The sequence below is a fragment of the Dechloromonas denitrificans genome, from assembly GCF_020510685.1.
Lineage (GTDB): Bacteria > Pseudomonadota > Gammaproteobacteria > Burkholderiales > Rhodocyclaceae > Azonexus > Azonexus denitrificans_A.
On sequence record NZ_CP075185.1, the window covers coordinates 4,406,201 to 4,425,172 of the forward strand.

The following is an 18,972-nucleotide window of genomic DNA, read 5'->3' on the forward strand; positions in this document are numbered from 1 at the left end:
GCCACGTGGAAAACACCTAGCTGTCGGCTGGCGCTCCTTCTAGAAGCGATGCGTCAGGGTCAGGCGGAAGCTGCGCGGCTCGGCCGGGTGGACGTGACGATCGAATGTTGGAGCCGCCTCATTGGCCAGTTGCGAGTCGTACCAGTATTCGATGTCATTCACCTTGCGGTCGAACAGGTTGTAAACATCGAGCGCCAATTGCGTTCGCTGGTCGAACTTGTAGCCGATGCGCCAGTTGGTCAACGCGGAGGCCTTGGCGCGCACCGAGTTATCCTCGACCAATGGGCGCGGCCCGAAGTAGCGCAGGCGCAGGGAGGAGAACCACGGACCCCGGCGATCAATGGTCAAGCCAAGGTTGGCGGTCGCCGTGACGGCGCCGGGAATGTAGGCGCCGGCTGGATCGGCATCGCGGAAGCGGGCATGCGACCAGGCGAGGTCGGCGTCCACGGCCAGCCAGTCAGCCGGCACGTAGAGGTTGGTCCACTCGACCCCATAGCGCCGCGACGGGCGAGCGGCCTCGGTGGTACCGGCATCGCCGACAAAGAGCAGCTCCGAGGCGGCATCCAGTTGCCACAACGCCAGGGTCGATTGCCAGCCAGGGACGAGTTCCGTGCGCAAACCGACTTCCCGGCCCTTGGTGCGAACCAGCGGCTTGACCCGATCGACCGGCGTCGTACCGTCGCGCGGATCGACCGTGATGGTGGTGCCGCGCCCATCATTGGAATGAAAGCCGTGGCCGTAGTTCAGATAGAACTCGGTCTTCTGCCATGGCCCGAAAACGAAGGCAAGTTTCGGCGTCACCATCTGGTCGCTGGCGCGGCCGGAATTGGCGCTCATTCCCGAATCGACGGTGAACTCGTAGGCATCGCCGCGCAGCCCCTGCGTCGTCCGGAACCACGGTGTCCAACGGATCTCGTTCTGCGCCCACAGCGAGAGACTGCGCTGGCTAAGCCGGTCCTCGCGCACGGTACTGAGGGTAGCCCGCTGACTCGTCGCGTAGAGGCCGAGCGGACTGAGGCGATCCATCCGGCCCTGGACGCCGAAGCTGTTTTCGACAGCGAAACGCCCCCACTGATCGAAAATCGCCTGCGCCGCTGAAAACCCGACCGCCTGCCGCCGCTCGGCCTGTTTGAACTGATCGCCGCTGGCGCAAGCGCCGGTGGCCGCCTGATCGTTCAGGCAATACTGAAAGTTGGACCACAGATCGAGGCCGGATTTCAACCACCAGAGATTGGCCTTGGTCTGGCTGTGTGCGCCACGTTGCGCCCATTCGCCGGCCAGACTGTAGCGAAAGGTCTTGCCGCCGGTCGTCGAATCGAGCGAACCGAAACGGTCGACCTGACCGCTGTCGATCGCTCGTTCGGCGATCTGGTCGGTCGATGTCCACCGCCCCTGGTAGGCCATGCCGGTCACCGACCAGCCATCGTGGCGCGTGCCCTGACTGTAGCGCAGCACGCCGTTCAGCTTGCGATAGTGCTCGTCAACCTGCCACGGACCATCGTTATGGAACAGTTCGAGCGCGTAGAGCAGATTGCCGCCGGCCAACTCCGGCGAGCCGGCCAGCAGGCTGCGGGCATAGCCGTTCTGGCCGAGCGTCAGCTGCGCGAAACCGGCATCGAGCCGGCGAAAATAGTCGATATGCGCCGTCCCGGCTGACGAAAAATCGCCCTCTTCGGCAAAATACGGCCCCTTGCGATAGCTGATGCGATCGACCAATTCCGGAATCAGAAAATTGAGGTCGGTGTAACCCTGACCATGGGCGTGACTCGGCATATTGACCGGTACGCCGCCGACATAAGTGGCGAAATCGGTGCCGTGGTCGAGATTGAAGCCGCGCAGGAAATACTGATTGGCTTTGCCGTCACCAGCGTGCTGCGTGACGATCAGCCCGGGCACCATTTCCAGCGCTTCGCCGGGACGCAGCATCGGCACCGCAGCCAGGCGCTGGCTGGAAACCACGCCCTCGCTGGCGGACGCGGCGATACCTTCAAGATTTTCCGCTTGGGCGCGGACTTCGACCGCCGACAGTTCGGTCACCGTATGGGCTGAAGCGCCACCGACCGCGGCGAGAAGGTATGAGTAAAATATTTTTTGTCTTACTCTCATTTTTAAAAAAGGCCGGTTGCCCGGCCATTCCCCCTCAATCACCGTTAATTCAAGCGACCGCCGGCCGGCGCGTCAGGCGCACGGCCACCACGAAACTGGCGGCGATGATGGCGACCAGTGCAAAGCCAAAAATCAGTTCCTTGCCGTCACTCCAGGCATTGATGCCCGGCGACAGCAACTTGGCCGCACCGAAAGCGGCGACCAGCAGGCTGATGCCGGAAACCACCAGGCCCATGACCCGCGAAGCGACCAGCGCCACTTGGTCGGCCCGGGCGATCAGGCGGGCGATCCACAAGCCGTTGATGCCGTCGGTCAACAACATGCCAAGCATGAACAGCAGCGCCAGCAGCAGTGCGTGCTGCCAGCCGCCGAACTGGGTGGCGGTCAGCGCAAAAAAAGCGGCTTGCGACAGGGTGTCGAAGGACAGCGCGAACAGCGCCCCGACCAACGCCACCAGCGCCGGATGCGAGACATGACGGAGCTTGCCGAGCAGGCGCCCCTTGAGGCCGAGCGGCTGGACCATTTCATCCGGCCCGGCACGCAGTACGGCCGCCAGATTGAGGCTGCCGAGGGCGACCAGGAAGGCGATGGAAATGACCGAGCCAAGCACGGCGAACCATTCCGGCACGGTCCACTGCCCGGCGATGGCCGAGACGCCGAGGGCGATGGCCATGACCACGGCGCCGTGGCCGAGCGAAAACAAGGTACCGCAGTAGCGCGCCAGTCCCGGCCGGCTGCGGGCGTTGTAGCGGGTCAGGCCATCGATGGTCGCCAGATGGTCGGCGTCGAAACCGTGCTTCATGCCGAGCACGAAGGTCAGGATCAGCAGCGACAGCCAGTCGGAGGGCAGGGTTTCCATGGCAAGCCTTGTATGAAGGTTTTAACAATCTTCATACAAGTAACGTGCCAGCGCAATAAGTCATTGTTCGTATTGACTTGCCGGTCCGGCGACCGCCAGTCGCCACGGCCAAGTGATCAGCTGCTTTCCACCGGCAGTGCAAGGATGAATTCCGCTCCACCTTCCGGCAGATTGGCGGCGGCCAGCTTGCCGCCGTGGCGTTCGACGATGCCATAGCTGATCGACAGCCCCAAGCCGGTACCCTGGCCGACCGGCTTGGTGGTGAAGAAAGGCTCGAACAGGCGGCCGAGATGTTCTTCGGAAATGCCCGGCCCGTTGTCGATGAACCGGATGCAAGCCATGCCGTTTTCGACCAGACCGGAGATCTTCAGGCGCGCCTCCGGCTGGTTGATCGTCGCGTCGCAGGCGTTTTGCACGAGGTTCATCACCACCTGCTGCAATTGCCCGGAAGAACCCGAGCAGATCAGCCGGGGCGGCAAATCGACGCTGACTGCGAAGCGGGCCGAGGCGCTCTGCACCACCCAGCGCACCGAGCGCTCGACCACTTCATTGAGGCTGACCTGCTCCGGCGTCATCTTGTCCACCGCCGAGAAGCGCTTCAGCGCATCGACGATATCGCGGGTCCGCTCGGCGCCTTCGATCATCCCGTCGATCAACAGCGGCATGTCGGCGAGCACCCGGTCGATGCGCAATTCGGCGCGTAGCGCCTTGAGCTGCGGGTTATCGACTGCCTGGACGGCGCCGAGATAGCTTTCGAGGCGCTGGGCATAGCGCTTCAGCGACAGCACGTTGCCCAGCACGAAGCTGATCGGATTGTTCAGTTCATGCGCCACGCCGGCCACCAGACGGCCGAGCGATACCATTTTCTCGGCGTGCAACAACTGGCCTTGCGTGCGCTTCAGATCGTCGTGCGCCTGGCGCAAGGCCTGGTAGGCGCGGCGCAACTCGCCGACCGGCCGGCCGGTGACGACCATGCCCATCAGCTTGCCGGTCTGCGAGACGCGCGGCGTGCAGTTCATCGACACCGGCACGGTGGCGCCGTCGCCGGCCCGCAAGAAAAACTCGCAGTCGTGCACGCCTTCCCGGCCGAAACGGGCGAATACCTCGCGCGCCCTGGCCCGTTCGCTGTCGTCGGCGAAAAGACTGAAGACCGGCGTATGTTCGAGCGCCGCCTGATCCTTGCCGGCGAAGTGGCAAAGCGAGGCATTCACTTCCTCGATATTGCCGTTGCGGTCGCAGACGATCAGGATGTCCGACATCGAAGCCAGCACGCTCTCGATGAACTGGTGCGACTCCTCGAGCGCGGCATTCTTTTCTTCAAGCGCCACTTCGTACTGCAGCAGGTCGTTGTAGACCTCATCCATCTTCTGGATGACCTCGATCCAGGCCTGTTCGCCGAGGCCTTCGGAAACCGCGGCGAGCGGACTGTCAGCGGGCGGGACGGTAGTGGACATGCGCAGCGCCGTGTTCGTCGTGGGCGTGATGCGTCTCGGCTTCGAGGGCGATCACGTTGAGCAGCCCGTGGCGGACGCCGCGTTCGGCGATCAGGGCCTCGGCGAATTGCCGGACGTCGGCGGTGGTGCCTTTCAGGATCACCGATTCGAGGCAATTGTCGTGATCGAGATGGCTGTGCAGCGCCGCCACCGTCAGATCGTGATGAGCGTGCTGCAGGCCGGTGAGCCGCTCGGCCAGTTCGCGCTCGTGATGGTTGTAGACGTAAGAGAGGTTGGCGACGCAATGGCCGGCCGGCGGATCGCGCTGGCGGTCGCCCTCGATGGCGCCGCGGATCAGGTCGCGCACCGCTTCCGAGCGGTTGCTGTAGCCGCGCGCCGCGATCAGTTGGTCAAACTGCCGGGCCAGCGATTCGTCCAGGGAAATGGTAAAGCGTTCCATCAGTCAGCCTCTGCGCGTAAACGCCTGCCACAATGCCGCCATTCCCGCTGGCGCGCAACCCGCCGGCCAGCTACACGACGGGCTGGGTCACCGGGCGGGCGAACAGGACTTGGGTCAATTGGCCCGGGCTGTGCAGCAGATCGGCCAGCGTGTAGCTGTCGAGGACCTTGAACATCGCCGCCAGCGCCTCGTCGAGAATCGACGGCAGGCGGCAAGCCGCCTGAATCTGGCAAGTCGAAGCGGTGCCGAAGCATTCGACCAGGGCACAGTCGATCTCGGTCTGGCGAATCACCTCGCCCAGGCGAATGTCGGCTGGCGGCTTCGCCAGGCGCATGCCGCCGCCCTTGCCGCGTACCGTTTCGATGTAGCTCAGCCGGCCCAGCTGATGCACGACTTTCATCAGATGGTTTTCCGAAATGCCGTAGGAAGCGGCGATCTCGGCAATGGTCGCCAGACGCCCGGCATGCACGCCGAGGTACATCAGGACGCGCAGGCTGTAATCGGAAAAGGAACTGAGGCGCATCAGACGGATTTCCAGGATTGCATTGGGTGAAGATTCATTGCTACCATGAAGATTCAAAAATTATACATGTTTAAAACCACAACAGAGACCCCAGCGCGATCATGGTAAAGCAATCCCCGGCCAGGCGAGTCATCGAGATCAAAGCGGTGACCGACCCCAACGCCAAAGTCTATCCGCGCTCGATCAGCGGCCTGTTCCAGAACTGGCGGATCGCTTTTGTCTGGCTGACCCAGGCGATTTTTTACGGCCTCTGCTGGTTGCCGTGGAACGGCCGGCAGGCCGTGCTATTCGATCTCGAACTGCGCCGCTTCTATATCTTCGATCTGGTGCTCTGGCCGCAGGACACGATTTACCTGGCCATCCTGTTGTTGTTATCGGCCCTCGCGCTGTTTCTCTTCACCGCCGTCGCCGGCCGCCTGTGGTGCGGCTATACCTGCCCGCAGACGGTCTATACCGAGATATTTCTCTGGGTGGAAAAATGGATCGAGGGTGATCGGCCGCGGCGCATCAAGCTCGATGCCGCCCCGTCATCGCCACAAAAGCTGGCCAAGAAAACGCTAAAGCACGCCATCTGGCTGCTCATTTCGCTGTGGACCGGACTGACTTTCGTCGGCTATTTCACGCCGATGCGCGAATTGCTCAGCAGCATCGGCCTCGCCACGATCGGCGCCTGGGAACTGTTCTGGGTGCTGTTTTACGGCCTGGCCACCTACGGCATGGCCGGCTTCCTGCGCGAGCACATGTGCAAGTACATCTGTCCCTACGCCCAGTTCCAGTTCGTGATGTTCGACCGCGATACGCTGATCATCGCCTACGACGCCGAACGCGGCGAGGCGCGCGGCAGCCGTCCGAAAAAGACCGACCCGCGCGCCGCCGGACTCGGCGACTGCATCGATTGCGGCATCTGCGTCCAGGTCTGTCCGACCGGCATCGACATCCGCGACGGCCTGCAGCTCGAATGCATCGGCTGTGCCGCCTGTATCGATGCCTGCGACCAGGTGATGGACAAGATGCACTACCCGCGCGGCCTGATCCGCTATTCGACGGAAAACGCCGTCGAAAATCACTTCACCCAGCCGCAGATTGTCCGCCGCGCCTTCCGCCTGCGCACCATGCTTTACCTCGCCGCCTTCCTGATTCTGAGCGGCCTGACCGCCTGGTCGCTGGCCACCAAGATGCCGCTCAAGGTCGGCGTCCAGAAGGAGCGCGCCGTGCTTTATCGCGAAAGCGACGACGGCGCCATTGAAAACACCTTCCAGATGCACCTGACCAATGCCAGCGAACAGGACCGCCGCTACCGTATTGAAGTTGCCGGAATCACCGGCATCCGGCTGCACGGCGCCGACACGGTCAGCGTTCCCGGCGCGGCGATGCAGGATCTTGCACTGACGGTCGAAGTCGATCCCGGTGCGGCGCCCAGCGGCTCCCACCCGATCACCTTCGCCATCACCGACGCGAACGACCCAACGACCCGCGTCGAACAAAAAGCCTCTTTCTGGATGCCCTGACACCGCCGTCGCCTATTGCTGGCCAAGGCGCCCGGTCGAATATCTGGAACGGGATATGCTTGGATTGAATCGTGGTTTCGGATTCAAACCGCTGCATCCGAGATCCATTTACCGACTCATGCAGGTCTAGGAGGAAGTCATCATGGCAAGCAACGACATCCGACTCTCGGTCGCTGAAGAGCGCACCATCTACCACGTGGCCGACATCGAGCGCGCCATGGAGGACGCGGCTGGCAACCGCAACGAAGCCCTGGCCAGCTACTACGAGAAAATGCGCCAGCGCGGCGGCGGCCGTTTCCTGGTCCGCCCGAACGGCGCCGACATGATCGACGAGCTCTACGACAGCTGCCCCAACTTCACTGAAGTGATCGACGACCTGAAGAAGTACATCGCGCTGTCGGTGGCCGGCAACGAGCCGATGAGTTTCACGCCGATCCTGCTGCTCGGCGAGCCGGGCATCGGCAAGACCCACTTCGCCCGCGAGCTGGCCGGCAAGCTCGGCACTGGCCACGAATTCATCTCGATGAGTTCGCTGACCGCCGGCTGGATTCTTTCCGGCGCTTCGGCACAGTGGAACAACGCCAAGCCGGGCAAGGTGGCGCACACTTTGGTGCATGGCGACTTCGCCAACCCCATCGTGGTGCTCGACGAAGTGGACAAGGCTGGCGGCGATTCGCGCTACGACCCGATGGGCTCGCTGTACAACCTGCTCGAAAAGGACACGGCGCGCAGCTTCAAAGACGAATTCATCGATATCGACATCGACGCCTCGCACATCCTGTGGGTGACCACGGCCAACGACGAGCGTTCGATCCCCGAACCGATCCTCAACCGGATGAATGTCTACGAGGTGCCGCGCCCGGACCACGATGCCGCCATCAGCATCGCCGCCGCCCTGTACCGCGAGATCGTCAGCCAGCACGACTGGGGCTTCCCGCCGGAAGCCGACGAGGCCGTGCTCGAACGGCTCGGTTCGCTGCCGCCGCGCGACATGCGCAAGCGCCTGATGGCCGCCTTCGGCACGGCCAAGCTGGAAGGGCGCAACAGCCTGGTGGCCGGTGATTTTGAAATGGCCCGCATGGGCCGCAGCCGGAAGATCGGCTTCTGACCGGGCGGGGGCCGCACGCGCCCCCGCTTGCTTGCCTCACCGGGCTCGCCAACCGGCCGGGCTGCGGTATGCTTGGCGGCCGCTTTCCCCCTTGCCGCCATGCGCAATCCGGTTCCCGTCATCGTCATCGCCCAGCTGTTCGGCACCTCGCTGTGGTTCTCCGCCAACAGCGCGGCCGACGACCTGAGTCGCCAATGGGGCATCACACCGGCCGATCTCGGCACGCTGACCAATGCGGTGCAGCTCGGCTTCATCATCGGCACGCTGAGCTTCGCCATTTCCGGCCTGGCTGACCGCTATGCCGCCAGCCGCATCTTTGCCGTCTGCGCCATCGGCGGGGCGCTGGCCAATGCCGCTTTCGCGCTGTTCGCCAGCGGCATGGCGAGCGGCGTGGCGCTACGCTTTGCCGTCGGCCTCTGCCTGGCCGGCGTGTACCCGCTGGGCATGAAACTGGTCGTCAGCTGGGTGCCGGAGCGGGCCGGCAACGCGCTCGCCCAACTGGTCGGCATGCTGACCCTGGGCACCGCACTGCCGCACGGCATACGCCTGGCCGGCGCCGGCTGGGCATGGCAGACGACCATTCTTGTTGCATCCGGTCTGGCCGTCCTGGCCGCGGCGCTGATTTTCCATCTCGGCGACGGCCCGCATCTAAAGCGCCGCCACGATGCTCCGCCGCTGCGTCTCGGGCGAGTCTTCTACAGTTTTTCGATCAGCGAATTCCGCGCCGCCGCTTTCGGCTACTTCGGCCACCAGTGGGAGTTGTATGCCTTCTGGACGCTGACCCCGGCCCTCGTCATCCTCAGCGGACTAGCAACCCCCGGCAGCTCGGCGCTTTCCGGCTTTGCCTTCGCCATCATCGCGATTGGGGCGCTCGGCTGCCTGGCTGGCGGCTGGGCCAGCCAACGGATCGGCAGCGCCCGGGTAGCCGCCATGGCGCTCGCCCTATCGGCGCTGTGCTGCGCGCTCTACCCGGTTGCCGGGAGCTGGCCGGAATGGGCAAAAATCGTCTTATTGCTGTTGTGGGGCGCCACGGTCGTTGCCGACTCACCGCATTTCTCGGCCCTCTCGGCCCGCGCCTGTCCGCCGGAAATCGTCGGCAGCGCCCTGGCTTTCCAGAACGCCATCGGTTTCGCCATCACCATGCTGTCGATTCACCTCGGCACGCTCTGGATCAGCGAGTGGGGCATCGACATCGCCTGGCTGCTGCTGCCCGGTCCGATCATCGGACTGCTCGGCCTGTCGCCGCTCTGGCGCAAAGGGCCGGCCAAGGCTGGCGCATAACGCGGGTATTGCACCTTCTTGGCAATAGCCAAGCGGACTATGCCGCCATCGGTATGCCGGGAAGCAGATGTTCGAGGCGACGCATTTCCGCATTCAGCGCGACCTGCTGGCCCGCCGTCAGCATGCGATGCCCAGCGCGCCATTCGCACTGGGCATTCTGGGCGAGCACACCAGCCCGATGCAGAGCACTGGCAATCTCCCGCACCCCGGATTGGCGAATCTGCCGACCGTCGCTCAATTCGGCAACGAATTCATTCTTTTCGAGAACTACGCTTGCATTGATTGTCATGGCTACACCTCCGATGAACAGAGGTTACTGCGATGCCAAAACAATAGGCCGTGGCATATTCCACACTTACCGGCAGATAGTCGAAAGTCCGCGATTCAGAAGCTGCTTTCGATGCCGTAAACGGTTGTGCCACTCAATGTACGGTGCACACCATGCACGGATCGAACGAGCGCACAACATGCTGCACGGTCGGCAGCGCGCCGTCGCCGGCCGGCAGGCCGATCAGGGCCTGTTCGAGCGGGCCGGGCTGGCCTGCGCGGTCGCGCGGCGAGAAATTCCAGGTAGTCGGCGCGATGATCTGGTAGCGCTCGATGCGGCCGCGTTTGACGCTCAACCAGTGGCCCAGGCCACCGCGTGCCGCTTCGACCAGTCCGACGCCTTCGCCGGATTCCGGCAGTGGCGCCGGCTGGCAGAATGCTTCGCCGGGGACGATGGCGCGGACCCATTGCTCCATCGCCGGCAGTACCGTGGCCAGTTCGATCATGCGGGCGACGATGCGGACCGTGACGCTGCCGCCGTGGCTGGCGACCAGATCGCGGGCGAGTGGGTTGCCGGCCACCAGCTGGCGGGCCAGGGCGCCGGTTTCGACGACCTGGCCGGCATAGCGCGGCGCCTTGCACCAGGTATAGGCGCCCGCCTTCTCGGCATTGACGACGGTTTCGCCGCGGGCGGGCGGGTATGGCGGACTCTCGGCCAGCCAGGCGTGGCGGGTGTCTTCGGTGATTTTTGCCGGGTCGAGTTGGTCGAGAATGCCCTCGTCGGGGGCGCGATCCGGTTGCCAGAGGCCGCTGGCAAACAGGCCATAGGCGCCGTAGGAAAGAAAACGATCGGTCGCCCGGCCGGTCCGCTCCAGCGCCAGATCGGTGGCGGCGCGCAGGAACAGCGGGAAATCGGCACTGCGCCCGGCGGCCCAGGCCTGTAGGGCTTGTCCGTCGGCCAGCGCGGCAAAATTCTCGAGGCGGTCGCCGAGCAGCGCCCCTTCGAGGAAGGCGCGAAACTCGCGCAGCACCGCCAGCACGCGGGTGCGCTCGGCCGCCGTCATCGCCTTGCTGCTGCCCCCCGGCTGGATGGCCAGCGTGTGCGGCCAGCGCCCGGCAAGCAGGCCGATCAGATGAAAGAAACGGGCACGCGCCTGCAGCGCCGGGCCACTGGCCTGGCCTTTGACCGCCATGAAGCGAGCGGCCGTTTGGTCGTACCAGGGCCGCCCGGCATAGGCCGGACGGGCGAAATCCGGCATGAAGAACAGGTAGAAATGGGTCAGGTGATCGGCCAGATTTTCGGTGGCCAGGATCAAGCGCTGGACCAGCACACCGTTCGCTGGCGGGGTGACGCCGGCCAGATCGGCCAACGCCGCGGCCGCCGCCGCCGACTGGGCAACCGAGCAGATGCCGCAGATGCGCGGCACGATGGCCAGCGAGTCCTCCGCCAGACGGCCGACCAGGATCTGCTCGAAGCCGCGAAAGAGCGGCGAATTGACCTGTGCCGCGACGACCTGCCCGGCCTCGACATCGAGACCGACTTCAAGATCGCCTTCGACGCGATTGAACGGGCCGAGCTGGATCCGCTTCATTTCTGCGCCTTCTTGACGGCCGGCCGGACTACCGGATGATCGACCACGGCGTTGTCGCGCACCCGTTTCGGGGTCGCCGACTTGGAGAGGGCCGCCAGGGCGACGAACCAGGCCTTCGGCATGTCGGTCGGCAAACCGATCGGGATGCCGGCGACCTTAGGCGTCTGCTGAAAAGCATGGCCGGGCGCTTCGAACCCCGGCTCGGTACAGGCGATGCAGGCGAAGCCCCCCTTCACACAGGAGCCGTTGCCGTTCCACGGCCGCAGGTTGCAGTCGGCGTGTGCCTGGGTGCCCTTGCAGCCGAGGTTTTCCATCAGGCAACCGAGATCGGAATGCTTTTCGGCGCTCGCCTTGAACTCGTAAAACTCGTTGCGCCCGCAACCGTGGTGCACGAGCTGGTCGGCATAGAGCAGCGGCCGGCCAAATTCATCCAGATCGGCGACGCTCAGGCCTTCCAGCGCCAGCTTTTCGAGGGTGTCGACGATCCAGCCGGGATGAGTCGGGCAGCCGGCGATATTGACCACCGGCAGCCCGCCGCGCGACTGGAAGCTCGCCCCGAGCAGGCCGCCCAGCGTGTTGGTGTCGTACTGCAGACCGCAGGCTTCCAGCGGATTGCCCGGCGTACTGGCCGACAGGCCGCCATACGCCGTGCATGAACCGATGGCGAACACCCACCTGGCCTGGCCGGCCAGCCGTTCGACCCATTCGGTCAGGGGCCGGCCGTTGCCGGCCATCAGGTGGAACTTGCCGCTGCCATTCGGGCCGCGCAGCATGGCGCCTTCGACACACAACACATCGAAGGCGAGCCGGCCGGCGGCACAGTCTTCGAGCACCTGCTGCGCTTCTTCGCCGCTTTCCAGCGACAGCGCCGGGTGCCAGAGAAATTCGATGCCGGCATCGCGCAATTCGTCGAACAGCGGGCGCGGCTCGACACACAGCATCGACTGCGTGCAGCCACCGCAACCGCCACTTTGCAGCCAGAGGATTTTCATTCGGCCGGCTCCAGCCCGTAGCGCACCAGCTTGCTGCGCAGGCCGACGCGCGACAGGCCGAGTTCACGGGCCGCCCGCGACTTGTTGCCGCGATGACGGCCCATGGCCTCCTTCAGGACGCGCTGTTCAAGCTGATCCATCCGTTCGCGCAGACCGCCGGTCAAGCCGTCGGCGACCTGCGCTGCATCGGCCGCCAGCGCGTCATTCGAACGTGCACCGAGCAGGCGCGGCGACAGCAGATCGGCACCAAGCAGCACACTGTCGGCCAATGCCACCATGCGCAGGATTTCATTCTGCAATTCGCGGACATTGCCCGGCCAGCGGTAGGCGCTCAGCCCGGCGAGCGCTGCCTCGCTGAAGCCGTCGGCCGCCTTGTCGAGCGCCCGGGCACTGGTCTGCAGCAGATGCCGGGCGAGCAGCGGCAGATCCATCGGCCGTTCGCGCAGCGGCGCGACATGCAGCGAAATGGTCGCCAGCCGGTAATAGAGATCCTCGCGGAAGCGGCCGGTCCGGACATCTTCTTCGAGATCACGATTGGTCGCAGCAATCACCCGGACATCGACATTGACCGCGCGATTGCTACCGAGCGGCCGGAATTCGCCTTCCTGCAGGACGCGCAGCAGCTTGACCTGGAAAGCCGGGCTGGTCTCGCCGATTTCGTCGAGGAACAAGGTGCCGCCGTCGGCCTGCTGAAAGAGGCCGACGCGATCTTCGACGGCGCCGGTAAAGGCGCCGCGCTTGTAGCCGAACAGTTCGGATTCGAGCAGGCTGTCGGGCAGGGCGCCGCAGTTTTCGGTGATGAAGGGCCGGTCGGCGCGCCGGCTCTCGTAATGGATGGCGCGGGCGACCATTTCCTTGCCGGTTCCCGACTCACCGGTCACCATCACCGACAGATCGTAGGGGGCGACGCGCCGGACCAGCGCGCAGACCGCATCGAGCGGGCTGCCCGGAGCGCGGATCAGCGCACCCAGGCCGAAGCGGATTTTGACCTTCTCCTGCTTGCTGTCGACGCGTTTTTTGAGCACCGGCTCGGCACAGCGCAGATCGAGGGTCAGCCGCTGGTTTTCCTGCTGCAGACGCCACACTTCGGCGGCGCGCTGCAGCGTCAACAGCAGCTGTTCCGGCTGCCAGGGCTTCAACAGGTATTGCCAGATACCGGCTTCGTTGACCCCGGAGATGATGTCTTCGGCATCGCTGTAACCCGACAAGATAATGCGTACGACGTCCGGCCAGCGCAGGCGGACTTCCTTGAGGAATTCGACACCGGTCGTACCAGGCATCCGCTGGTCGCAGAGCACGATGCGGATGGCGGCGGTGAACTGCTCGCGTTCGAGGACTTCCAGACCGTCCGCCGCGCCGGACGCGCAGAAAACCTCGAAATCCTCCTCCAGCGTGCGGCGCAGGGCTTCCTGCGAGCGTACCTCGTCATCGACGACAAGAATGGCGGGAAGGCGGCGCAGGCTGGCTTGGCTCATGCGGGAATTTTCCAGTCGAGATCGCGGTGGCGGGCGAGGTGGCGCGGCGTCCAGGAATGCGGCGTGCGGGCGACGAAATGATAACGCGCGACGTGATAGGACGGATCGAAACCGTAGAAGTTACGGCGCATTTCCTGCAACTCTTCCGCCCGATAAGCAGCCAGCGGTTTCAGCGCCTCATCGGCGGCCCGCCGCTGCTGTTTGGCGACCAGGCGTTCGGGCAGATCGCCGGCTGCCGCCAGTTCGGCGGCCCGCCGGGCGACATCGACGGCAAAGCCGGGCCCCGGCAGACAGGCATCGTAAAAGCCGAGGCGGACCGCTTCCGCCGCCGTCATCGGCAGACGATGGCGCAGGATGGCCGCAGCCCCGGCCAGGCCGACGCGCGGCGGCAGCAGATAGCTCCAGAATTCCGAGCCGTACAGGTTGCCCATGTTCTTGTAATGCGGATTGAGCATCACCCCGTCGCGCACCCAGACAAAATCCGCCGCCCGGGCCAGGAAGCAGCCGCCGGCCCCGGCATTGCCGCCGATGGCCGCCACCGTCAGCTGCGTCGCGCAACAGAGGATGGCTTCGGCCAGATCATCGATGGCATTGATATTGGCCCACGATTCGTCGGCCGGACTGTCGGCCGCTTCGATGGTGTTCAGATGGATGCCGTTCGACCAGAAATCGCTGCCGCCGCGCAACACGATCACCCGCGTCGGCCGCGCCGTCGCCCAGCGGAAGGCTTCGCTCAGGCGCCAGCATTGCGCCGTGCTCATCGCCCCGTTGTAAAACTCGAAAGACAGGAAACCGACGTCGCCGGCCTCTTCGTAGGCAATATCCTGCCAGGTCGGCGTCACCGACTTCCACCAGCCGGCCAGCGGCAATTCCGGCAACGCCAGCGCCTCGGGAAAGGCACCAGTCAGCGGCAGCTTGAAGCCGCCAGCCCGTCGGGCATGGCCGAGCCACAGCGCGCCGTCCGCCGTGGCCCGCAGGACGGCCGTTTCCCGCCGCCCGAGCAGGCGGCCCGGTTGGCCTTTCAGCTGGCCTTCCGGCCAGGCATCGAACAGATGACACGGCTGGCCGAACAGGCTATCGGCCACGCCGGGCTGGCCGTCGGCAGCGTTCAGCCGGGCGAGAATGCTGGCACTGCTGTCGCGCAGCCAGTCGATCGCCCGAGCCGCCTGCTTCATCACGCCGTGCGCCTGACCGGGAACACGCTCCGGCACGAAATCCGGCTGCGCAACCCGGTCGACCGCCAGCAACAAGGCCTGGACACCGGCCTCGGTCACTTCATTGCGATAGATCGACGACTTCCGGGCGAGGCGCAGCGGAAAAGTCGCCGCCGCCCAGACCGGCCCGGCATCCATCTCGGCCTCGGCCTGCAGCACGGTCACCCCCCAGGTCGGCCGGCCGCTCTGGATCGCCCAATCGAGGGCCGCCGGGCCACGATCACCGACGATACCCGGATGCAGGACCAGGCAGCGATGGGTCGTCCAGATCGATGCGGGAATCGCCCGTTTGAGGAAAGGCGCAATGATCAGCGCCGGCCGGAACAGGGCAACCGCTTCCTCGCTCACGCTATCGGAGATATCGAACTCGATGCTGACCTGATGACCGCGCTCGGTAAGCTCGCAATAAAGCCGCTGAGTCAGGCTGTTGAAACTGTGCGCCAACAACAAGATCCGCATAAAGTTCAATTTTTTACAATTAGTTCAAAAGAGATGACTCTGCCTGTGGCGCGGCTTTTCAGGCGATTTCCTGAAAATTTACGCGCCTCTATAACTTTCGCGATATTTTTCAAATGCTTGCCTTTCGCTAGGATGCGCCGAAACAAGAAAACCACGTCACACATTCGATGCAAAGGGAACAGTATGCAAAGTCAACGCAAAGCAGCCGCACCTCGTCGCGCCCGTTCGGTCCGGGCTGCGCGCCCGGAGTACACCGCCGCCGTCCGTTACCTTGATGGCAGCCGCGACATTTTCCACGTCCGCAACGCGGACGACATGGACGATGCCCGCAGCCTGGTCCTCGCCGAACTGGGCAAGGTGCAGAGCCTGGTCATCGCCTTGCGTCGCCACTGAGCGTCTCAGCAAATCCGCGGCAACTGCTCGCCGGACAACCAGTCCACGATCCGTTTGCCGCCAAAGCCGGTGGTCATCTGAACGAAATGATGGCCATCCTCATGCACGCGGCCGACTATCGCCGCGGCCGCACCCAGCGGATGGGCGCGCATCGCGGCCAGTAGCTTCCCGGCATCCCGTTCGGCGCAGATCGCCACCAGTTTGCCTTCGTTGGCGACATACAGCGGGTCGAGACCCAGGAACTCGCAAGCCGCCGCTACAGCCGGATTGATCGGCAAGGCCTTCTCCTGCAGCATCATGCCGACCCCTGACTGTTTGGCGATTTCATTCAGCGTCGTCGCCAGTCCGCCGCGCGTCGGGTCGCGCAACACATGGATATCGGCGCCGCTGTCGCGCATCGCGGCAATCAGCCCGTGCAGCGCCGCCGTGTCGGAAACGATCGGCGACTCGAAGCCCAGGCTTTCGCGCTCGGCCATGATCGCCATGCCGTGATCGCCCAACGTGCCGGACACCAGGATCGCATCGCCCGGTCGCGCCTGCCGGCCGGACAATTCCCGACCAGGCGGGACGAGGCCGACGCCGGTAGTGGTGATGAAGACCCCGTCGCCCTTGCCGCGTTCGACCACCTTGGTGTCGCCGGTCACGACCGGCACCCCGGCAGCCTTCGCCGCCTCCGCCATGCTCCGCACAATGCGTGCTAGATCGGCGAGCTTGAAGCCTTCTTCGAGGATGAAAGCGGCCGATAGCCACAATGGCGTCGCCCCCATCATCGCCACATCGTTGATCGTGCCATGCACCGACAGACAGCCGATGTCGCCACCGGGAAAGAACAGCGGCGAGACGACGTGGCTGTCGGTCGCCATGACCAGCCGGCCGGCACCGGGTGCCGGCAGCAACGCGCCATCGTCGCCCTGGGCAAGATATTCGTTGTCGAGATAGCGGGCGAACAGTTCCTCGATCAGTTGGGCCATGGCCCGCCCCCCCGAACCATGCGCCATATCGACCCGGCCATGCTTGATATCGAGCGGCCGGACATAGCCCTTGCGGATCGCGGTCGCCCCGGTTTTCAACGCGTCGTCAGACATCCTTGTAACGTCCATAAGTGTAGTGGGCGGCACAGGCCCCTTCGGAAGACACCATGCACGAACCGATCGGATTTTCCGGCGTGCAGACCGAACCGAACAGCTTGCAGTCCTGCGGCCGCTTGACGCCGCGCAGGATGGCCCCACATTCGCAGGCCTGGTGATCGGGGACCGGCCGGTAGTCGAGCGGAAAGCGCTTTTCGGCGTCAAATTCGGCGAACTGGCTGCGTATGCGCAGTGCCGAGTACGGCAACACGTTCAGGCCGCGCCACTCGAAATGCTTGCGCAACTCGAAAACCTCGGCCACCAGGTTCTGCGCCTTCTTGTTGCCGTCGCGATCGACGGCCCGCGAAAACTCGTTCTCGACCTCGGCCCGCCCTTCGTTGACCTGGCGGATCAGCATGCGGATGGCCTGCATCACGTCGAGCGGCTCGAAACCGGCGATGACCACCGGCTTCCTATACTCCTCGGCGAAGAATTCGTAGGGCCGGCTGCCGATGATCGTCGACACATGTGCCGGGCCGACGAAGCCGTCGAGCGGCACGGTGCCCCACTGGCGCACTTCCGGCGATTCGAGGATGCTCGAAATGGCCGACGGGGTCAGCACGTGACAACAGAGCACCGAGAAATTTTTGAGGCCCAAGGCGGCGGCCTGCTTGATCGCCACGGCGGTCGGCGGCGTCGTCGTCTCGAAGCCGATGGCGAAGAAGACCACCTGTTTGTCCGGATTTTTCTCGGCCAGAGCGACGGCATCGGCAGTGGAATAGACCATTCGGATATCGCCGCCCTTGGCCTTCGCCTTCATCAGCGACAGGCCGTCGGAAGCCGGCACGCGCAGACAGTCGCCGTAGGTGCACAGCAGCACGCCTTCCTCGAGGGCCAGGCGGATCGCCTGGTCGACGCGGCCGATCGGCAGCACGCAGACCGGGCAGCCCGGGCCGTGGATCATCCGGACATTGTCCGGCAGTAGATCGGAGACGCCGTAGCGCGAGATGGCATGGGTGTGGCCGCCGCAGAACTCCATGAAATGGTAGCGACGCTCCGGCCGGGCTTCGCGACGGATCGCTGCAGCCAGCCCGCTGGCCACCTCGCCATCGCGGAATTCGTCGATGTATTTCATCAATGCACGGTCGGATCGTCGCCGAACTGACCGAGTTCGGCGAACAAGGCCAGGGTTTTCGCCGCCTCCTCCGGATCGAGCTTGTTCAGCGCGTAGCCGACATGGACGATCACGTAATCGCCGACTGCGACGTTATCGACCAGCGACAAGGAAATTTCCTTGCGCACCCCGGCCAGATCGACCACGGCGTTGTCGCCTTCGCGCAGTTCAACGACTTGCGCGGGAATTGCCAGACACATGCTGACTCCTTGAGTGAAAATTCGCCCTCATCTAACGCCGCCCGGCCAGACGGCGCAGGAAACCGCGGCGCGACACGGCCGGTGCCGGCTCGACCGGCGGCGCGGCAACCACTACCCCGGAAAAGGTAGCCATGGCATCCCGCGCGATCCGGCGCGCCGTCGCCATGTCCGGCACCGCGCTGATCGGATCGATCAACGGGGAATACTGGCAAGGCCCGAGCGCCGGATCGTCGTCGGCGGTGAATTGCAGGACACCGCCGGGCAGCTCGAGATAGCGTCGTTGGCCGGCCGGAATGTCGCCCCACAGGCGGCCGCCGCCATTGAGCAGGAACAGCCGGATAAACCAGGGCGTCACGACGACCCCGAGCCAGTCACCCCGACAGCGCGCGAAGCCGATGGCCTCGACCTGCAGCGCCGCATTGGCCACAGGTAATTCGCGATCGGACGGCGGCGATAGATGCTGAAAATGCGCCGTCAGAAATTCGGCGGGATTCTCCAGGCGCGGCTCGTCCGGCTGGCTGGCGGAAGAGGGCTGGGCTGGCGGGTGGATACGATCGATCAACTGGCGTCCAGATCCTGAAAATGGCGTGCTGCATCATAGCTGCCATCTGGCGACGCCGCCACTAAGCGCGAACCGGTCAGCGAACGACCACCTGCCTTGGCGAGCGAAACACGCACCGGCACACCTCCGCATTGTTTGACCGATCGATAAACCGCCTGGTACCAAACCAAGGGGCAGCAGGCGAAACCCGTGTAATCCGTCAGCAATAAGCACGCCAGAAAACAAGTCAGCTTGTTTCCAAGCACTTATGCACGCTGCAGCAGGCGAATCGGTGGCGGAGTGGCTGATCGCTTGCCACT

General features: G+C 64.5%; 19 protein-coding genes. 4 read left to right on the top strand and 15 right to left on the bottom strand.

Annotated features, from left to right (window positions below; genetic code table 11):
• Positions 1–39: 39 nt before the first annotated feature.
• The 5 genes from KI611_RS20955 to KI611_RS20975 all read right to left on the bottom strand — a co-directional run bounded on the left by KI611_RS20955 (position 40) and on the right by KI611_RS20975 (position 5,381).
• On the bottom strand, positions 40–2,037 hold the full coding sequence (locus tag KI611_RS20955) for a TonB-dependent receptor (RefSeq protein ID WP_226417583.1): 1,998 nt from the start codon (positions 2,035–2,037) through the stop codon (positions 40–42).
• Positions 2,038–2,155: 118 nt separating this feature from the next.
• Positions 2,156–2,965: a nickel transporter gene (locus KI611_RS20960; protein ID WP_226417584.1), complete on the bottom strand. Its 810-nt coding sequence runs from the start codon at positions 2,963–2,965 to the stop codon at positions 2,156–2,158.
• A 116-nt stretch (positions 2,966–3,081) separates the two neighbouring features.
• The gene (locus tag KI611_RS20965; RefSeq protein WP_226417585.1) at positions 3,082–4,419 is read right to left on the bottom strand and encodes a sensor histidine kinase; all 1,338 of its coding nucleotides are present in this window, start codon (positions 4,417–4,419) and stop codon (positions 3,082–3,084) included.
• Positions 4,394–4,858, bottom strand: coding sequence for a nickel-responsive transcriptional regulator NikR (nikR, locus tag KI611_RS20970; RefSeq protein ID WP_226417586.1), 465 nt, complete (start codon positions 4,856–4,858; stop codon positions 4,394–4,396). Before nikR ends, KI611_RS20965 begins: the two co-directional genes overlap by 26 nt.
• Positions 4,859–4,928: 70 nt before the next feature.
• Positions 4,929–5,381: an RrF2 family transcriptional regulator gene (locus KI611_RS20975; RefSeq protein WP_226417587.1), complete on the bottom strand. Its 453-nt coding sequence runs from the start codon at positions 5,379–5,381 to the stop codon at positions 4,929–4,931.
• A gap of 101 nt (positions 5,382–5,482) precedes the next feature.
• On the opposite strand from KI611_RS20975, the gene ccoG reads away from it, so the two are divergent.
• The 3 genes from ccoG (at position 5,483) to KI611_RS20990 (ending at position 9,278) form a co-directional block, all read left to right on the top strand.
• The gene (ccoG, locus tag KI611_RS20980; RefSeq protein ID WP_226417588.1) at positions 5,483–6,889 is read left to right on the top strand and encodes a cytochrome c oxidase accessory protein CcoG; all 1,407 of its coding nucleotides are present in this window, start codon (positions 5,483–5,485) and stop codon (positions 6,887–6,889) included.
• A 142-nt stretch (positions 6,890–7,031) separates the two neighbouring features.
• Complete coding sequence (locus KI611_RS20985) at positions 7,032–7,997, top strand: AAA family ATPase (RefSeq protein ID WP_226417589.1); 966 nt, start codon at positions 7,032–7,034, stop codon at positions 7,995–7,997.
• 72 nt (positions 7,998–8,069) lie between these two features.
• Complete coding sequence (locus tag KI611_RS20990; protein WP_226417590.1) at positions 8,070–9,278, top strand: MFS transporter; 1,209 nt, start codon at positions 8,070–8,072, stop codon at positions 9,276–9,278.
• A 37-nt stretch (positions 9,279–9,315) separates the two neighbouring features.
• Here KI611_RS20990 and KI611_RS20995 read toward each other — a convergent pair whose 3' ends face one another.
• The 5 genes from KI611_RS20995 to KI611_RS21015 form a co-directional block, all read right to left on the bottom strand.
• Entirely contained in the window at positions 9,316–9,567 is a 252-nt protein-coding gene (locus tag KI611_RS20995; protein WP_226417591.1) for a hypothetical protein, read from the bottom strand.
• A 133-nt stretch (positions 9,568–9,700) separates the two neighbouring features.
• On the bottom strand, positions 9,701–11,137 hold the full coding sequence (locus KI611_RS21000; RefSeq protein WP_226417592.1) for a nickel-dependent hydrogenase large subunit: 1,437 nt from the start codon (positions 11,135–11,137) through the stop codon (positions 9,701–9,703).
• Complete coding sequence (locus KI611_RS21005) at positions 11,134–12,129, bottom strand: HupU protein (RefSeq protein ID WP_226417593.1); 996 nt, start codon at positions 12,127–12,129, stop codon at positions 11,134–11,136. Before KI611_RS21005 ends, KI611_RS21000 begins: the two co-directional genes overlap by 4 nt.
• Positions 12,126–13,604 carry a sigma-54-dependent transcriptional regulator gene (locus KI611_RS21010; RefSeq protein ID WP_226417594.1) on the bottom strand — a complete coding sequence of 493 codons (1,479 nt, stop codon included), beginning with the start codon at positions 13,602–13,604 and terminating at the stop codon, positions 12,126–12,128. Before KI611_RS21010 ends, KI611_RS21005 begins: the two co-directional genes overlap by 4 nt.
• Positions 13,601–15,262 (bottom strand): hydrogenase maturation protein, encoded by a 1,662-nt coding sequence (locus KI611_RS21015; protein ID WP_226417595.1) that lies wholly within the window; start codon positions 15,260–15,262, stop codon positions 13,601–13,603. Before KI611_RS21015 ends, KI611_RS21010 begins: the two co-directional genes overlap by 4 nt.
• 198 nt (positions 15,263–15,460) lie before the next feature.
• On the opposite strand from KI611_RS21015, the gene KI611_RS21020 reads away from it, so the two are divergent.
• Positions 15,461–15,670: a hypothetical protein gene (locus KI611_RS21020; RefSeq protein WP_226417596.1), complete on the top strand. Its 210-nt coding sequence runs from the start codon at positions 15,461–15,463 to the stop codon at positions 15,668–15,670.
• A 5-nt stretch (positions 15,671–15,675) separates the two neighbouring features.
• Here KI611_RS21020 and hypE read toward each other — a convergent pair whose 3' ends face one another.
• From hypE to KI611_RS21045, 5 genes are read right to left on the bottom strand one after another with little or no spacing between them, the layout of a single operon-like run.
• Positions 15,676–16,755: a hydrogenase expression/formation protein HypE gene (gene hypE / locus KI611_RS21025; RefSeq protein WP_319002315.1), complete on the bottom strand. Its 1,080-nt coding sequence runs from the start codon at positions 16,753–16,755 to the stop codon at positions 15,676–15,678.
• Positions 16,748–17,872 (bottom strand): hydrogenase formation protein HypD, encoded by a 1,125-nt coding sequence (gene hypD / locus KI611_RS21030; protein ID WP_226417597.1) that lies wholly within the window; start codon positions 17,870–17,872, stop codon positions 16,748–16,750. The genes hypE and hypD overlap by 8 nt, the downstream gene beginning before the upstream one ends.
• Positions 17,872–18,111, bottom strand: coding sequence for a HypC/HybG/HupF family hydrogenase formation chaperone (locus KI611_RS21035; RefSeq protein ID WP_226417598.1), 240 nt, complete (start codon positions 18,109–18,111; stop codon positions 17,872–17,874). Before KI611_RS21035 ends, hypD begins: the two co-directional genes overlap by 1 nt.
• Before the next feature lie 31 nt (positions 18,112–18,142).
• Positions 18,143–18,673: a [NiFe]-hydrogenase assembly chaperone HybE gene (gene hybE / locus KI611_RS21040; RefSeq protein WP_226417599.1), complete on the bottom strand. Its 531-nt coding sequence runs from the start codon at positions 18,671–18,673 to the stop codon at positions 18,143–18,145.
• On the bottom strand, positions 18,670–18,918 hold the full coding sequence (locus tag KI611_RS21045; RefSeq protein WP_226417600.1) for a hypothetical protein: 249 nt from the start codon (positions 18,916–18,918) through the stop codon (positions 18,670–18,672). Before KI611_RS21045 ends, hybE begins: the two co-directional genes overlap by 4 nt.
• Between the last annotated feature and the right edge of the window lie 54 nt (positions 18,919–18,972).

Bases quoted from the DNA above. Each gene is read 5' to 3' on its own strand.
- KI611_RS20960 (WP_226417584.1), bottom strand. From the start codon at position 2,965: ATGGAAACCCTGCCCTCCGACTGGCTGTCGCTGCTGATCCTGACCTTC.
- KI611_RS20965 (WP_226417585.1), bottom strand. From the start codon at position 4,419: ATGTCCACTACCGTCCCGCCCGCTGACAGTCCGCTCGCCGCGGTTTCC.
- nikR (WP_226417586.1), bottom strand. From the start codon at position 4,858: ATGGAACGCTTTACCATTTCCCTGGACGAATCGCTGGCCCGGCAGTTT.
- KI611_RS20975 (WP_226417587.1), bottom strand. From the start codon at position 5,381: ATGCGCCTCAGTTCCTTTTCCGATTACAGCCTGCGCGTCCTGATGTAC.
- ccoG (WP_226417588.1), top strand. From the start codon at position 5,483: ATGGTAAAGCAATCCCCGGCCAGGCGAGTCATCGAGATCAAAGCGGTG.
- KI611_RS20985 (WP_226417589.1), top strand. From the start codon at position 7,032: ATGGCAAGCAACGACATCCGACTCTCGGTCGCTGAAGAGCGCACCATC.
- KI611_RS20995 (WP_226417591.1), bottom strand. From the start codon at position 9,567: ATGACAATCAATGCAAGCGTAGTTCTCGAAAAGAATGAATTCGTTGCC.
- KI611_RS21000 (WP_226417592.1), bottom strand. From the start codon at position 11,137: ATGAAGCGGATCCAGCTCGGCCCGTTCAATCGCGTCGAAGGCGATCTT.
- KI611_RS21005 (WP_226417593.1), bottom strand. From the start codon at position 12,129: ATGAAAATCCTCTGGCTGCAAAGTGGCGGTTGCGGTGGCTGCACGCAG.
- KI611_RS21010 (WP_226417594.1), bottom strand. From the start codon at position 13,604: ATGAGCCAAGCCAGCCTGCGCCGCCTTCCCGCCATTCTTGTCGTCGAT.
- KI611_RS21020 (WP_226417596.1), top strand. From the start codon at position 15,461: ATGCAAAGTCAACGCAAAGCAGCCGCACCTCGTCGCGCCCGTTCGGTC.
- hypE (WP_319002315.1), bottom strand. From the start codon at position 16,755: ATGTCTGACGACGCGTTGAAAACCGGGGCGACCGCGATCCGCAAGGGC.
- hypD (WP_226417597.1), bottom strand. From the start codon at position 17,872: ATGAAATACATCGACGAATTCCGCGATGGCGAGGTGGCCAGCGGGCTG.
- KI611_RS21035 (WP_226417598.1), bottom strand. From the start codon at position 18,111: ATGTGTCTGGCAATTCCCGCGCAAGTCGTTGAACTGCGCGAAGGCGAC.